At 68.3% G+C, this 14,612-nt stretch carries 11 protein-coding genes; 1 reads left to right on the top strand and 10 read right to left on the bottom strand.

Going from position 1 to position 14,612, the window contains the following annotated elements; genetic code table 11:
- Window positions 1-355: 355 nt before the first annotated feature.
- The 10 genes from ACIG5A_RS43185 to ACIG5A_RS43140 all read right to left on the bottom strand — a co-directional run bounded on the left by ACIG5A_RS43185 (window position 356) and on the right by ACIG5A_RS43140 (window position 13,010).
- Window positions 356-1,399, bottom strand: a complete 1,044-nt coding sequence (locus ACIG5A_RS43185; RefSeq protein ID WP_397251567.1) for an NUDIX domain-containing protein — start codon at window positions 1,397-1,399, stop codon at window positions 356-358.
- Complete coding sequence (locus ACIG5A_RS43180) at window positions 1,399-2,523, bottom strand: glycosyltransferase family 4 protein (protein ID WP_397251359.1); 1,125 nt, start codon at window positions 2,521-2,523, stop codon at window positions 1,399-1,401. The genes ACIG5A_RS43185 and ACIG5A_RS43180 overlap by 1 nt, the downstream gene beginning before the upstream one ends.
- A complete protein-coding gene (locus ACIG5A_RS43175; RefSeq protein ID WP_397251357.1) occupies window positions 2,520-3,482 on the bottom strand; it encodes a phosphatidylinositol mannoside acyltransferase in 963 nt (320 codons plus the stop codon). The genes ACIG5A_RS43180 and ACIG5A_RS43175 overlap by 4 nt, the downstream gene beginning before the upstream one ends.
- A gap of 103 nt (window positions 3,483-3,585) precedes the next feature.
- A complete protein-coding gene (gene pgsA, locus ACIG5A_RS43170; protein ID WP_397251355.1) occupies window positions 3,586-4,260 on the bottom strand; it encodes a phosphatidylinositol phosphate synthase in 675 nt (224 codons plus the stop codon).
- 2 nt (window positions 4,261-4,262) lie between these two features.
- A complete protein-coding gene (locus ACIG5A_RS43165; RefSeq protein ID WP_397251353.1) occupies window positions 4,263-4,859 on the bottom strand; it encodes an HIT family protein in 597 nt (198 codons plus the stop codon).
- Window positions 4,860-4,893: 34 nt separating this feature from the next.
- Window positions 4,894-6,948, bottom strand: a complete 2,055-nt coding sequence (gene thrS / locus ACIG5A_RS43160; RefSeq protein WP_397251351.1) for a threonine--tRNA ligase — start codon at window positions 6,946-6,948, stop codon at window positions 4,894-4,896.
- Between the two features lie 175 nt (window positions 6,949-7,123).
- The gene (locus ACIG5A_RS43155; RefSeq protein ID WP_397251349.1) at window positions 7,124-7,741 is read right to left on the bottom strand and encodes a (2Fe-2S)-binding protein; all 618 of its coding nucleotides are present in this window, start codon (window positions 7,739-7,741) and stop codon (window positions 7,124-7,126) included.
- The gene (locus ACIG5A_RS43150; RefSeq protein WP_397251347.1) at window positions 7,738-8,178 is read right to left on the bottom strand and encodes a TIGR02611 family protein; all 441 of its coding nucleotides are present in this window, start codon (window positions 8,176-8,178) and stop codon (window positions 7,738-7,740) included. Before ACIG5A_RS43150 ends, ACIG5A_RS43155 begins: the two co-directional genes overlap by 4 nt.
- A gap of 97 nt (window positions 8,179-8,275) precedes the next feature.
- Window positions 8,276-10,510, bottom strand: coding sequence for a solute carrier family 23 protein (locus ACIG5A_RS43145; protein ID WP_397251345.1), 2,235 nt, complete (start codon window positions 10,508-10,510; stop codon window positions 8,276-8,278).
- Window positions 10,511-10,775: 265 nt separating this feature from the next.
- Window positions 10,776-13,010: a SulP family inorganic anion transporter gene (locus ACIG5A_RS43140; RefSeq protein ID WP_397251343.1), complete on the bottom strand. Its 2,235-nt coding sequence runs from the start codon at window positions 13,008-13,010 to the stop codon at window positions 10,776-10,778.
- A 384-nt stretch (window positions 13,011-13,394) separates the two neighbouring features.
- Here ACIG5A_RS43140 and ACIG5A_RS43135 point away from each other — a divergent pair, with 384 nt between their 5' ends.
- Complete coding sequence (locus ACIG5A_RS43135) at window positions 13,395-14,504, top strand: endonuclease/exonuclease/phosphatase family protein (protein ID WP_397251341.1); 1,110 nt, start codon at window positions 13,395-13,397, stop codon at window positions 14,502-14,504.
- Window positions 14,505-14,612: the final 108 nt, after the last annotated feature.

The raw sequence follows: 14,612 nt of genomic DNA, 5'->3' as shown, positions 1-14,612 counted from the left end.
AATTCTAGGCGTGCCGATCAGGCCACTTGATAGCCAGTTGAACACGACTGGCCTTGTCACACCCGAGCCAGGAGGCGCCGTAGGTCAGACCGGGTTGATCACCAGCAACTCTGCCCAATACTGGGCGGCGGCGGTGCCGAGAATCGGCTCGAGGAAATCGAACAACAGGTACGACATGGACTACTCACTTCCGCACTGCACCGAACACGACGCCTGACGTCGCTGTCCAGCGCCACAACCGGTCGCGACCCTACCACGCGGTGACACCTGTCACAGGCTCTGTGAATCGCAGTGGACCGCGCGCATGGGCGCGGCGCGAACGCACCGGATTCCGCCGATCGGCGGGCCGAGCGCGTCAGCGGATGGAGCGGACCTCGAGGTCACCGTTCGCCGCGGCGGCCTCGGTGGCCTCGGCGAGCAGCTGATCCAGGTGGTACGGGTAGACGGTTTCGCCCGACTGGTCCAGCCCCGCGATATCGGCGGTGGTGCACCATTTGTGCCCGGAGATGGAGCGGCGTTCGATGAACGTCAGATTCGCGGGCTGCGGTTCGTAGGCGCGCACCCGCAGCACGAAGAACAGTTCCTCGGAGCGGATCAGCTCGCCGTTGAACGGGAACACCGCGACCCGGCGCCAGATCGGACCGCGCAACGCCTCGGGCTCGGCCCGATATCCGGTCTCCTCGTACAGCTCACGCACCGCGGCCGTGCGCAGGTTCTCCCCCGGCTCGACACCGCCGCCGATGGTGAACCAGAACGACACCTCGGGGGTTTGGGGATCGTTGCCGCGCAACAGCAGTACCCGGTCGTGCTCGTCGAGCAGCACCACGCGCGCGGTGGTGCGGATGGTGTCCACCGCGAGCCCGGTCGAGGCGGCGGGGGTGGCCCGTTCGGTGATCTCGAAGTAGGTGGGCAGCGGCGCGGTGCCGCCGAGATGCAGGATGCGCACCGGCCTGCGGGTGCGCAGCGCGAGGGTGTCGCGGACCGCGTCGTTGTGGAAGCGGCGCGCGATCAGCACCCGCGCCTCGGCGTCGGCGAGTTCGGCGACGAGCTGCGGGCGCAGCTGGCCGATGTCTACCGCCGAAAGTGCCGCGGAGAGTTGGTTTTCGACGGTTTCGCGCTCGCCGCGATCGGCCCGCTCGGCGCGATCGGCCAGTGCGGACAGCCGCCGAGCCTGGTCGGTGAGTGTCGCGTCGGAAACCGGCCCCGCGATGGCCATGGCCACCGACCTGGCGACCACCGCGCGCCGGTCCAGCGCCGCGTCGAGGGCGAGCCAGGCCTGGTCGGACCGCACGTGCAGCCGGTCGAGCCGGTTGGCCGTGGAGTACGCCCAGATGCCGATCGCGATGAGCACCGCGGCGATCAGCGCGAGGACGAGCACCGTGGTGGCGGAGAAGGTGATCATCCGGCGGCCCGCACCCGCACGTCGCCGACGGTCACCGTCTCGTACACCCGCAGGATCTGCTCGGCCACCACCGGCCAGTCGTACTCGCCGACCACCTGGGTTGCCGTGCGCACCAGCGCGTCCCGGCGCTCCCGATCGGTGAGCACGGTCTCGATGGCCCCGGCCAGCCTGGCCGAATCACCTACCGGCACAAGCATTCCCGCGGCGCCGTCGCGCAAAACTCTGCGGAAGGCGTCCAATTCGCTGGCCACCACCGGCGTGCCGGCGGCCATGGCCTCGATCAGGATGATGCCGAAACTCTCCCCGCCGAGATTGGGCGCGACGTAGACGTCCGCGCTGCGCATCGCCGAGGCCTTCTCCGCATCCGATACCTGACCGAGGAAGCGTAAATGCCCGGCGAGCGGCCCGGCCTCGCGGCGCAACCGGTCCTCGTCACCGCGGCCGACGATGAGTATCTCGATGCCGGGATGGCGGCGCGCCAGCTCGGGCAGTGCCGCCAACAGCACCTCCATCCCCTTGCGCGGCTCGTCGTAGCGGCCGAGGAACAGGACGGTGCCGCCCCGGCGCGGGTAGCCGGGCAGCATCGGCGCGCGCGCGAACGCGGGCACGTCGACCCCGTTGGGGATCTCCACCGCGTCGGAGCCGAGCGCCTCGACCTGCCAGCGCCGCGCCAGCTCCGAGACCGCGATCCGCCCGCTGATCTTCTCGTGATAGGGCCGCAGTACCCCTTGAAAGGTGCTGAGCACCAACGATTTCGTGGTCGAGGTGTGGAAGGTCGCGACGATCGGGCCCTCGGCGATCTTCAGCGCGAGCATGGAAAGGCTCGGCGCGTTGGGCTCGTGGATGTGCAGCACGTCGAAGTCGTTGCCGTCGATCCAGCGGCGAATCCTGGTGTAGGCCATGGGCCCGAAGGACAGCCGCGCCACCGACCCGTTGTACGGAATGGCGACCGCGCGGCCCGCGGACACCACGAAGTCGGGTAGCACGGTGTCCTCCGCGGCGGGCGCGAGCACGCTCACCTTGTGCCCGCGCTCGATGAACACCCGCGCCAGCTCGACGACGTGCGCCTGCACGCCACCGGGCACATCGAACGAATAGGGGCAGACCATACCGATTTTCACGCGGTGCCCTCCGCCGGATCCGGGCTGTCCCGCTGGGCGACGCCGCGCTGCGCCTCGGCGATGCGCGCGAGCCTGGCCTCGGACAGATCGCCGGCGAACATCGGCTGCAGCATGTGCCAATCCGCGGGATGCTCGGCGATATTCGCCGCGAACCGATCGGCGAGCAGCTGGGTGGCCGCCGCGACGCCGCCCGAAACATCCAGCGGTGCTTCGGTTTTCATGCCCCAGCCTTCCCTGCCGTCGGCGTCGTCGGTGAACCACAGGTGCACCGGGATCAGTGCCGCGCCGGTTTCGATGGCGAGCTTGGCGGCACCGGCGGGCAGCCAGGTGCGCTCGCCGAACATGGTCACCGGCACGCCTTTTCCGGTGAGATCGCGCTCCCCCATCAGGCAGACCACTCCGTTCTCCCGCAGCCTGGCCGCCATCGTCGCGAACGGCGGCTGCTCGCCACCGGTCAGCGGGAACACCTCGAAACCGAGGATCTCGCGGTAGGCGATGAAGCGCTCGAACAGCGATTCCGGCTTCAACCGCTCCATGACGGTGGTGAGCCGACCGTGGTTCTGCACCAGCCACACCCCGGCCATATCCCAGTTGCCCGAATGCGGCAGCACCAGCACCACGCCGCGACCGCGCGCCAGCGCCGCCTCGAGGTTCTCCACCCCGTCCACCCGCAGCGCGTTGCCGAGCGCCACATGGTCCATCGACGGCAGCCGGAACGCCTCGCGCCAATACCTGGCGTAGGAACGCATACTCGCCCGGATCAGGTCGTCGGGCACCTCGTCGGGAGTCCCGCCGAGGACACGGGACAGGTTGCGCCGCAATTGCATCGGGCCGCCGTCACGCGCCGCCCGATCGGCGCCCCAGTCGAAGAGCCTGCGCGCCGCCCGGTCCGGCAGCGCGCGGACCAGCCGCCAGCCCGCCGCGTAGCCGAGGTCGCTGAGGCGCTCGCCGATACTCACGATCTCTCCCCTGTTTGCCGCAACACCATTCGACCGGAGCGCACCCGCACCGCGCAAGACCGACCGGTCACACCCTGCGGCCGCATCCGGCCGAGGGGCACCTTCACCGCGCCTCCTGCGCCGCCGGACCCGGCTGACTCGGCGGGATGACGTCGCGGGCACCCGGCGAATTCCGCACCGCGAGCACCCGCTGGAACACCGTGACGATGCTCAGCACGGCCAGGACCCACATCGCGACATGCACCGCGTAGGTGAGCCAGTCGATGCCCCAGTAGCCGCCGATACCGGTGAATCCGGCGCCGACGAGCACGATGATCAGCCGGTCCGGCCGCTCGATGATGCCGCCGTCGGCCGAAAGCCCACTGGCCTCGGCGCGCGCCTTGGCGTACGAAATCACCTGGGAGGTAACGAGAACCACCAGCGTCGCGAAGAACAGCGGCTTGTGCTGCTCGTGATACACCGCCCACCAGGCGAGCCCGGCGAAGATGGCGCCGTCGGCCACCCGGTCACAGGTGGCGTCGAGCACCGCACCGTATTTCGTGCCGCCGCCGCGTGCGCGCGCCATCGCGCCGTCGAGCATGTCGAACATGACGAACAGCCAGATCACCATGGTTCCCCAGAACAGATGTCCGGTCGGGAACAGGGTGACCGCGGCCGCGATCGAGGCGGTGGTACCGATCAGCGTCATCGCGTCGGGGGTGAGCCCCGTGCTCACCAGCGCTTTGCCCAGCGGCGCAGTCGCTTTGGAGAACGTCTCGCGGCCGAAGAAGCTGAGCATCGCTACTCGACTTCCTTCCATGCCTGCGACAGCAGCGCCCTGGTCTCGCGCAGCAGCTGCGGCATGACCTTCGAGCCGCCGATGACGGTGATGAAGTTCGCGTCGCCGCCCCAGCGCGGGACGATGTGCTGGTGCAGGTGGTCGGCCAGCGAACCACCGGCCACGCCACCGAGATTCAGCCCCACGTTGAATCCGTGCGGCCGCGACACCTTCTTCATCACCCGGATCGCCTGCTGGGTGAAGTGCATCAGCTCGACGCTCTCCGCGTCGGTGAGGTCCTCCAGGTTGGCCACCTTGCGGTAGGGCACCACCATCATGTGGCCGGGGTTGTACGGGTACAGGTTGAGCACCGCGTACACCAGCTCACCGCGGGCGATGACCAGGCCGTCCTCGTCCGACATCTTCGGGATGTCGGTGAACGGGTGGCCGGTGCTGTCCTTGCGGTCGGCGCCCGCGGCCTCGGCGATATAGGACATCCGGTACGGCGTCCACAGTCGCTGCAGCCGGTCCGGTTCCCCGGCGCCCTGATCCACGATGCTCTCCTGATCCGCGGCGTCGGTCAGGTCGGTCAGACCGTCCGGCACCGTGCGTTCGGTCATGCTGTGCCCTCCAAGGCATTCGCGGGACTGACCCTCATGCCTGCGCCGTCCTGATCTCGAACCCCTCCGCCGTGGGCGAGGCGTTCTCGCGGTTTGTGATCCACTCCGTGATGGTCGCGACCGCGTCGGCCACCGGCACGCCGTTGACCTGCGTGCCGTCGCGGAAACGGAAGCTCACCGCGCCCGCCGTCACGTCGCGCTCACCGGCGAGCAGCATGAACGGCACCTTCTGCGCGGTGTTGTTGAAGATCTTCTTCTGCATCCGGTCGTCGCTGCGGTCGACCTGGGCGCGGATACCCGCGTCCTGCAGCTGCTCGATCACCCGATCCAGGTGCGGCGCAAAGGTTTCCGCGACCGGGATGCCGACGACCTGCACCGGCGAGAGCCACGCGGGGAATGCGCCGGCATAGTGCTCGGTGAGCACGCCGAAGAAGCGCTCGATCGAACCGAAGAGCGCGCGGTGGATCATCACCGGCTGCTGCTTGGTGCCGTCGGGCGCGGTGTACTCCAGGTTGAACCGCTCGGGCAGGTTGAAGTCGAGCTGAATGGTCGACATCTGCCAGGTGCGCCCGAGCGCGTCCTTGGCCTGCACCGAGATCTTCGGGCCGTAGAAGGCGGCGCCGCCCGGATCCGGGACCAGCTCCAGACCGGAGGCCGAGGCGACCTTGGACAGCGTCTCGGTCGCCTCCTCCCAGATCTCGTCGGAGCCGACGAACTTCTTCGGATCCTTGGTGGACAGCTCGAGGTAGAAGTCGTCGAGGCCGTAATCCTTGAGCAGGTCCAGCACGAACTGCAGGGTGCTGGTCAGCTCCGCGTGCATCTGCTCTTTGGTGCAGTAGATGTGCGCGTCGTCCTGGGTCATGCCGCGCACCCTGGTGAGGCCGTGGATGACGCCGGACTTCTCGTAGCGGTAGACCGAGCCGAATTCGAACAGCCGCAGCGGAAGTTCCCGATACGACCGGCCGCGGGCACGGAAGATCAGGTTGTGCATCGGGCAGTTCATCGGCTTGACGTAGTAGTCCTGGCCGGGCTTGCGGACGGTGCCGTCCTCGTTGAGCTCGGCGTCCAGGTGCATTGCCGGGAACATGCCGTCGCGGTACCAGTCCAGGTGACCGGAGATCTCGTACAGATGCCCCTTGGTCAGGTGCGGCGTATTGACGAATTCGTAGCCCGCGGCGATGTGACGGCCGCGCGAGTACTCCTCCATCTCCTTGCGGATGATGCCGCCCTTGGGATGGAACACCGGCAGACCCGAGCCGAGCTCGTCCGGGAAGCTGAACAGGTCCAGCTCCAGGCCGAGCTTGCGGTGGTCGCGGCGCTCGGCCTCGGCGAGCAGGTGCATGTGCTCGTCGAGCGCCTCCTGCGATTCCCAGGCGGTGCCGTAGACGCGCTGCAGATCCTCGCGGCTCTGATCGCCGCGCCAGTAGGCGGCGGAGCTGCGGGTCAGCTTGAACGCGGGGATGAACTTGGTGGTGGGGATGTGCGGGCCGCGGCACAGGTCGGCCCATATGCGTTCGCCGGTGCGCGGATCCAGGTTGTCGTAGATGGTCAGCTCTTTACCGCCGACCTCCATGACCTCGGGATCGTCCACGCCGGACTTGTCGTCGATGAGCTCGAGCTTGAACGGCTCCTTGGCCAGTTCGACGCGCGCGTCCTCGATTTCGACCACCCGGCGCGAGAATCGCTGCGCGCCTTTGATGATCTTCTTCATCCGCGATTCCAGCTTGGCCAGATCCTCGGGGGTGAACGGCTTTTCGACCTGGAAGTCGTAGTAGAAGCCGTCCTTGATGAACGGGCCGATGCCGAGCTTGGCGTCCGGGAATTCCTGCTGCACGGCCTGGGCGAGCACATGCGCGGTCGAATGCCGGATGACGTTGCGCCCGTCCTGGGTGTTGGCGGCGACCGCGGTCACCTCGACATCGGCGTCCGGGGTCCAGGACAGATCCTTCAGCTCGCCCTCGTAGCGGACGACGACGATGGTGTCCGGGCCCTTGGTCGGCAGGCCGGCCTCACGCACCGCGGCACCCGCCGTCGTCCCGGCCGGCACCCGGACGAGGGCGACAGGGGGGATAAGGGCTGAGGTGGTCACGGCGGCGCTCTCCTTGGCGTTCGTGTGCGGGCGTGTTCCCGCGAGTGATCGAGCCGCGAGCACGTTGCTCCGGCGCGACAATGCTAACTAGCCCAGCTCCGCGCGTCTCATACCGGTCGTGCGGTTGCGGTCACTTCGCGTCGCGGACGGGCCCGCGCACACCGGCCCGAATTGTTCAGTTCTCGGCCGCGAGATCGGCGAGTAGCGACTCGCGTTCGGCGGCCGGGCGTTTCGGGCAGCTGGTGCACATCTGGCAGCCGGGCACCTCGAACACCAGGCAGCAGGAGATCCGCCGTACGAAGGTGCGCCCGCCGATCTCGACGAACCGCGGCACCGGCAGCTTCCCGCCGACCTCCGCCGCGAGCCGCGCGCCCGCCTCGGCGGAGCCCGCGTCCAGCGCCCGATTGCCGATGGCATCGGCCACGATCGCCCACAGCGACGGCACCCCGGCGCCGGAGACCGCCGCGACCGCGGGGATCACCGTCGCCAGCGTCTCCCGCAGCACGGCGCCGCACTCGGCGGCATCGGCCTCGTCGACGGCGAGCACGTGGATGCGGTCGACGCCGCCGTCCGGGCGTACCTCGCAGTCCAGCCGATCCAGCGCGGGGCCCGGCGCCGATTCCTCGCGCGCGTAGGCGGCGGCGAGCTGCTGCACCAGCGCGGAGGCGACCATGCACCACCACAGGGTGCCGCCGATCCGCGGCGAGGTGGTCCCCCACGACTGACCCATCTCCGCGATCCGCGCGGTCAGCCAGTCCGGCTCGGTGAGCATCCGCCCCGGGACGGTACTCACGGATTCAGGGGACTGCGTAACCATTGCCATTCGACTCCGATCCAGCTGCCGATCATCCCGAAGGTGCCCAATATCCACAGTGTCGCGAGGACAAGCGCAACGGTAGCCAGCGCCGCGAACACCCGCATGGCCGCACCCCGCGCGGAGTACCAGGCCATACCCTGCCGGTACTTGGCCCGCAACCAGCCGAGCGCCTTGCGCGCCCAGGCGAATTCGGTGGCGAGGATGCCGAGTCCGGCGAACACGATCGCCCAGCCGGGTCCGGGATAGGGAATCGCCAGTATCCCGACGATCAGCACCGCGACGCCGACGGCCGCGACCCCGATCCGGTAGGCGAGGTTCAGCGTAGGTCGCTCGGCCAGTTTGTTTCGGAAGGCGCGCCAGCGAGTCGGCGCGGCCTCGTCGACTGCGGCGACGCGGTCTGTTTCGAGAGTCATCTTCTCCAGCGTACGAAAAGTCCGGATCCGGTCCACCCGCCACGGAGAACGCGAACCCGCCCGGACACTGCGTCCGGGCGGGTTCGCGGTCGGTGGATCAGACCAATTCCGGTGCGGTGTCGTCGATGTGGGCGACACCGTCCACGGTGACCTCGACGACGCGCGCGCTGGCGATATCGAAGAACAACCCCGACACCGTCACCCCGCGCTCGGCCACCGCCTTGCGCACGGCCGGATGCCGCTGCAGGTTTTCCAGCTGCACAGCCACATTCACCATGCTGAGCTGATCGACCGGGCCGAAACCCGCGGCCGCGGCCGCGCGGGCCACCGGATGCCCACGGTGGTACCGGTCCAGGCTCGGGCGGGCGTGCGCCAGCCAGGTGCCGATCTCCGGGCCGGCGTCGGCGCCGGAGTGCAGTGCCGCCATGGCGCCGCAGGCCGAATGCCCGCAAACCACGATGGAGCGCACGTTCAGCTCCTCCAGCGCGAAGACCAGCGCCGCGTCCACCGAAGGATCGCCGAGCGCGGGGACCAGGTTGCCGACGTTGCGCACGGTGAACAGGTCGCCGGGACCGCTGCTGGTGATCACGTTCGGCACGATCCGCGAATCGGCGCAGGTGAGGAAGAACGAATCCGGGTCCTGCCGGTCGCGTAGCTCGTCCAGGTGTGGCCGCACCACGTGCGCGTGGCTGCGGTGGTACGCGGCGACGCCCGCGGTGACCGGATCCGGATGCGGTTCGTCGCGCCGCCACGGTCCGAGGATGTCGTCCCACACCGCCCTGCCGAACCCGCGCGCGGGCGGACCGGCGGTCGCGTCGGCCATCTTGGCGCTCCCGATTTCCACGAAATCGACAGTGCCGCCGCTGCTTTCCTGCTGACGCACCCATTCCTCGATGGCCTCGAAGGCGGCGTGATCGAGGAAGTCGACGGTCATCTCGACGGTGACGTCCGCGCCGGCTGGCACCTTCGCGAATTCCGCCGACAGCTTGGGCAACGCGAGGAAGGTGCACGAGCCGTCGATGGCGACCAGCCAGCGCTGCGATCCCGGAATCGGCTTGGCCACGATGGCGACCCGCACCACCCGCCACAGCAGCAGCGCGAACGCGAGCACCAGGCCGATCACGACGCCCTCCAACAGGTTCAGGAAGACGACGCCGAGCACCGTGACGGCGTAGACGAGCAGATCACCGGTGCGCCGGGCGAGCTTGATATGCCCGACCTTGACCAGCTGGATGCCGATCACGATGAGCAGACCGGCCAGCGCGGCCTTCGGAATCTGTTCCACCAGGCCGACCAGCGCGACCGAGAACAGCAGAATCCACAGACCGTGCAGCACGGCCGAGGCCCTGCTGCGCGCACCGGCCTGCACGTTGGTGGCGCTGCGCACGATGACGCCGGTGACCGGCAGGCCACCGAGCAGGCCCGACAGCACATTGGCCGAGCCCTGGCCGACCAGTTCGCGGTCGAAGTTGGTGCGCGGCCCCGTCTGCATCTTGTCCACGGCCACCGCCGAGAGCAGGCTCTCCACGCTGGCGATCAGCGCGATGGTCAGCACCGTCATCGCGATCGACGACCACCCGCCGTCCGGAATCCGCGGCAGCGCGATGGCGTCGAACAGCGAGCCGCTCAACACGATTCGCTCCGCGCCGGTCGGCAGCACCATGGCGAGCACGGTGCCGACGACCACCGCGACCAGCGGGCCGGGCACCTTGCGCAGCTTCTCCGGGACGTAGCGCCAGGTCAGCATGACCACGATGACCACAGCGCCGACGAACGCGTCACCGCCGTGCAGATTCAGCAGCTGCCCGGGCAGCTCGATGATGTTGTTCCATGCCGAACTGTGCGAGGAACCGCCGAGCAGCACGTGAATCTGCTGCAGCGCGATGGTGATACCGATACCGGCCAGCATCGCGTGCACCACAACGGGCGCGACCGCGAGTGCGGCGCGCGCGATCCGGCTGAGGCCGAACAGGATCTGCAACACACCGGCCGCGACCACGATGAAACTGGTGACGCGCCAGCCGAATTGGTTGATCGACTCGGCGACCACTACGGTGAGACCGGCCGCAGGGCCGCTCACCTGGAGCGGGGAGCCACCGAGGGCGCCAGCGACGATACCGCCGACGACGGCGGCGATCAGACCGGCGGCGATCGGCGCGCCGGAGGCGACCGCGATGCCGAGGGACAGCGGCAATGCGACAAGAAAAACCACGATCGAAGCGGGAAGATCGTGGCGTAGAACGGAATTCAAACGTTCGGACAGTGGAGCGGAACCTCGGCCGCTACCCACCTCCCTGGTCATCGGTGGGGCCAGGTCGTTCTCGACAGCCATGACTTCTCCTTCGCCGACTCGGCGGGTCGCCGAGGTCGGTTGACGATCAACATGTCCAGCAGGGCACAGACCGCGAACCGGCATCTCGCGGTGAAGCAGTTCTCGACGCGGCAATGGGTCGAGCGGTAAAACGCGTCAAGAATATTGGTAAAGACTTAGCAAAGACTGAGAAGTTGCCGGAAAGTGCCAGGCGCCATAGGAGCGCCGCGACTGTGCCCCGCATCACTGAGGGCCGACCGTGCCGGCCGAGCGACGGAGGCCGGTGCTACGCCGGCTCCGCGGCGGCACGGTGGCCCGCATCGTCGAATTCGGCGATACCGTCCGCGGTCACCTCGATGACCCGCGCCGTGGCGATGTCGAAGAACAGGCCCGACACCGCCACACCTCGTTCCTCCACCCCCCTGCACACTGCCGGATGCGCGTGCAGCGTCTCCAGCTGCACCGCCACGTTCACCATGGCGAGCTGGTCGACCTCGGAGAATCCGGCGAACGCCGCGGCTTCGGCCACCGGATGCCCGCGCCGGAAGCGTGCCAGGCTGGTGCGCGCGTGCGCGAGCCAATCACCGAGCCCCGGCCCCGCCTGGACCTCGCGATACAGCGCGTCCATCGCGCCGCAGCTGGAATGCCCGCACACCACCACCGCGCGCACGTCGAGCTTCTCCAGCGCGAAGATCAGCGCCGCCTCGACCGAGACCTCGTTGCCGTCCACCGGCACCAGGTTGCCGACATTGCGCACGGTGAACAGGTCGCCGGGACCGCTGTTGGTGATCACATTGGGCACGATCCTGGCATCCGCGCAGGTCAGGAAGAAGGTGTCGGCGTCGGGGCGGTTGCGCAGCTCGGCCAGATGCGGTCGCATCAGGTGCGCGTGACCGCGGTGATAGGCCGAAATACCGGCCACGATCGGGTCGACCCGGTTGCCCGTGCGCCGCCACGGGCCGATCACCTCGTCCACCGCCGCCCTGGAGTGACCGCGCGCGGGCGGGCCTGCCACCGCCGCGGCCATCCGCACCGCGCCGAGTTCGACGAACTCCACCGTGCCGCCGCCCGCGCGATGCCTGCGCACCCAGTCCTCGATCGCCTCGCAGGCCACGTGATCGAGGAAGTCGACGACCAACTGGAAGGTCACCGCAGCACCCTCGGGCACCTTCGCCAGCTCGCCGGACAGCTTCGGCACGGCGAGGAAGGTGCAGCTGCCGTCGACGGTGACCAGCCAGCGCGACGCACCGGACTCGCCGGGCACCGCCTCGGCGACCACCGTCACCCGGACCACCCGCCACAGCAGCAACAGGAATGCCGTTGCCAGCCCGAGCAATACGCCGTCGAGCAGATTCAGGAACACCACACCGAGCACGGTGACCGCGTAAATCAGCAGATCGCCGGTGCGCCGCGCGAGCCGGATGTGCGCCAGCTTCACCAGCTGGATGCCGACCACGATCAGCAGTCCCGCCAGCGCCGAGGTCGGGATCTGACGCACCAGGCCGACCAGGGCCACCGAGAACAGCAGGATCCAGAATCCGTGCAGCACCGCCGACGCCCGGCTGCGCGCGCCGGCCTGCACATTGGTCGCGCTGCGCACGATCACGCCGGTGACCGGCAGCCCGCCGAGCATCCCCGAGGTGATATTGGCACAGCCCTGACCGACCAGCTCGCGATCGAAGTTGGTGCGCTTGCCGGTGTGCATCCGGTCCACCGCCACCGCGGACAGCAGGCTCTCCACACTGGCGATCAGCGCCACCGTGAGCACCGTGACCGCCACCGCGAACCAGTCGCCGTCCGGGATGCGCGGCAGGCCGATCTCGTCGAACAGCGAGCCGCTCAACGTGATTCGGGCGATGTCACCGGGCAGGAGCAGCGAGAGCACGGTGCCCGCCGCGATCGCGACCAGCGGACCGGGTACCACCCTGGCGCGGGCGGGCAGGCACCTCCACCCGATCATGATCGCGATGACCACCGCGCCGATGAGGAAGGCGTCACCGCGCAGCGCATTCAGCCTGCCCGGCAGTTCGAGAATATTGCGCCATGCCGAACTCTGCGACGCGCCGCCGACGAGCACGTGCACCTGCTGCAGCGCGATGGTGATACCGATACCCGCGAGCATCGCGTGCACCACGACGGGGGTGATGGCCAGCGCGGCGCGCGCGATCCGGCTCAACCCGAACAGCACCTGCAGCACACCGGCCAGCACGGTGATGAAACAGGTGACGGCCCAGCCGAAGTGGTTGATCGCCTCGGCCACCACCACGGTCAGCCCCGCAGCGGGACCACTGACCTGCAGTACCGAGCCACCGAGCAGGCCCGCGACGATCCCGCCGACGACGGCGGCGATCAGCCCGGCGGCGACCGGCGCGCCGGTGGCCACCGCGATACCGAGCGACAGCGGCAGGGCGACGAGGAAGACGACGATCGAGGCGGGTAGATCATGGCGCAGAATTTCGTTGCAGCGCAACGCATCAGCGCGCGGCGACGTCCGTGGTGCGGGATCGGTGTCGGTGGACATTATTCTCCTTCGCCGAACCTGCGAATGCGGCTCGGTTCATCGGTCGAACATGTACTGGCATCGAAAGCGAGCGGCGGGCGAAGCGGTGGAGACCTGACCACGCGGGTCGGGGTAATAGTAAAGACTTCGCAAAGCGCATGGAAAGCTTTGCGTCGAGACTCCATGGAAGCGCTATCAAATTGTGACCTGAGTCACAATAGAGTATAGGCGGCCACGCTCCCCGGGGATCTACGAACTACAGCCCGGAGGGTCACGGCACCCGGCTCAGTTCGGCATTGATGGGATGTTCGGCCCGCGCTCGCGAACAGTTCATCCGAGCGTCCGAATCGTCGAATAGCAAGGGACCGCACTTGCTTTCTCGCTGTTCAGACGATCGGAGTGAGGATGACGATGACTGGTTCGATGACGCGGCGCACCGCCGTGAAGGCGTTCGGCGCGGCAGCAGGGTTGCTGGCGGCGGGGGTATCCATGCCGCTCGCAGGTGCGGCGCCGAGTAAGGAGATCCGGGTGCTTGCGCTCAACACCTGGCTCAGCGGCAGCAAGATCTCCGGCGGTATCGACCTGATCGCCGATCTGATCATCGACACGCAGTCGACGATCGTGCTGCTGTCCGAGGCGGGTAACGCGACCACCCCCGTCGCGGCGGCACTGGAGAAGAAGGGGCACAGGTTCAACGCGGTGCCCTCACACGACACGGGGGTGCTGTCGGCCTTCCCGATCGAGGACAGCGCCGACCTCGGCTTCCTGGTCAAAGCGCGGGTGAACGTCGAAGGGCGGAAGCTGACCGTCTACGCCGCACATCTCGAATATCGCTGGTACGCGACCTATCTGCCGCGCGGCTACGGCGCGGGCGTGCCCGCACCGGGCGAGTTCTCCGAATACGGCTGGAAGAAGATGCCCGCACCGGTGACCGATCCGGCCGTGGTGCAGCGGGTGAACATCACCTCCGGCCGCCCGGACGTGATCGGCAAGTTCATCGAGGACGCCAAAGGGGAAGCCGCGGCGGGACGTTCGGTGATCATGGGCGGCGACTTCAACGAACCGTCCACGCTGGATTGGACCGGTGCGACGAGGCACCTGTTCGACCACAACGGGGTCGTGCTGCCGTGGGAGAGCACGCAGCGGTTGCAGAACGCGGGGTTCGTCGACGCCTACCGGTCGAAGTATCCGAACCCGGTCACCCATCCCGGATTCACCTGGCCGGCAAGCAATCCGGACGCGAAGGTGGCCGAGCTGACCTGGGCACCCGACGCCGATGAACGCGACCGCATCGACTACATCTTCGCCGGGCCCGGCTCGGCACTGTCGCTGAGCGAGGTCGGCCTCGTCGGCCCGCGCGGATCCATCGTGCGCAATGCCCGCCAGGACGAGAACACTCAGGACAATTTCGTCGCGTCACCGAAGAAGTGGGTGACCGACCACAAGGCGGTGCTGGCCACCTACCAGCTCGGCGACGGAACCGGCCGCCCGCCAACGGGTTCCAGCGGTAACTGACGTCGCAATTGCGCCGGGCGGGGGACGCACCGCCCGGCGCTTCGGCGAAACGGCCGCCAATTATTTAGTGACCGAAAGGTTTTCAATTCTTCCCCAGTTCCACTGGGG

This window comes from Nocardia sp. NPDC052566 (assembly GCF_044547285.1).
GTDB lineage: Bacteria > Actinomycetota > Actinomycetes > Mycobacteriales > Mycobacteriaceae > Nocardia.
This window is presented reverse-complemented; position numbering and strand designations above follow the sequence as displayed.

Excerpts from the sequence above, each read along its gene's own strand:
- ACIG5A_RS43135 (WP_397251341.1), top strand. The coding sequence starts at position 13,395 with ATGACGATGACTGGTTCGATGACGCGGCGCACCGCCGTGAAGGCGTTC.
- ACIG5A_RS43165 (WP_397251353.1), bottom strand. The coding sequence starts at position 4,859 with ATGACCGAACGCACGGTGCCGGACGGTCTGACCGACCTGACCGACGCC.
- ACIG5A_RS43140 (WP_397251343.1), bottom strand. The coding sequence starts at position 13,010 with ATGTCCACCGACACCGATCCCGCACCACGGACGTCGCCGCGCGCTGAT.
- ACIG5A_RS43145 (WP_397251345.1), bottom strand. The coding sequence starts at position 10,510 with ATGGCTGTCGAGAACGACCTGGCCCCACCGATGACCAGGGAGGTGGGT.
- pgsA (WP_397251355.1), bottom strand. The coding sequence starts at position 4,260 with ATGCTCAGCTTCTTCGGCCGCGAGACGTTCTCCAAAGCGACTGCGCCG.
- ACIG5A_RS43150 (WP_397251347.1), bottom strand. The coding sequence starts at position 8,178 with ATGACTCTCGAAACAGACCGCGTCGCCGCAGTCGACGAGGCCGCGCCG.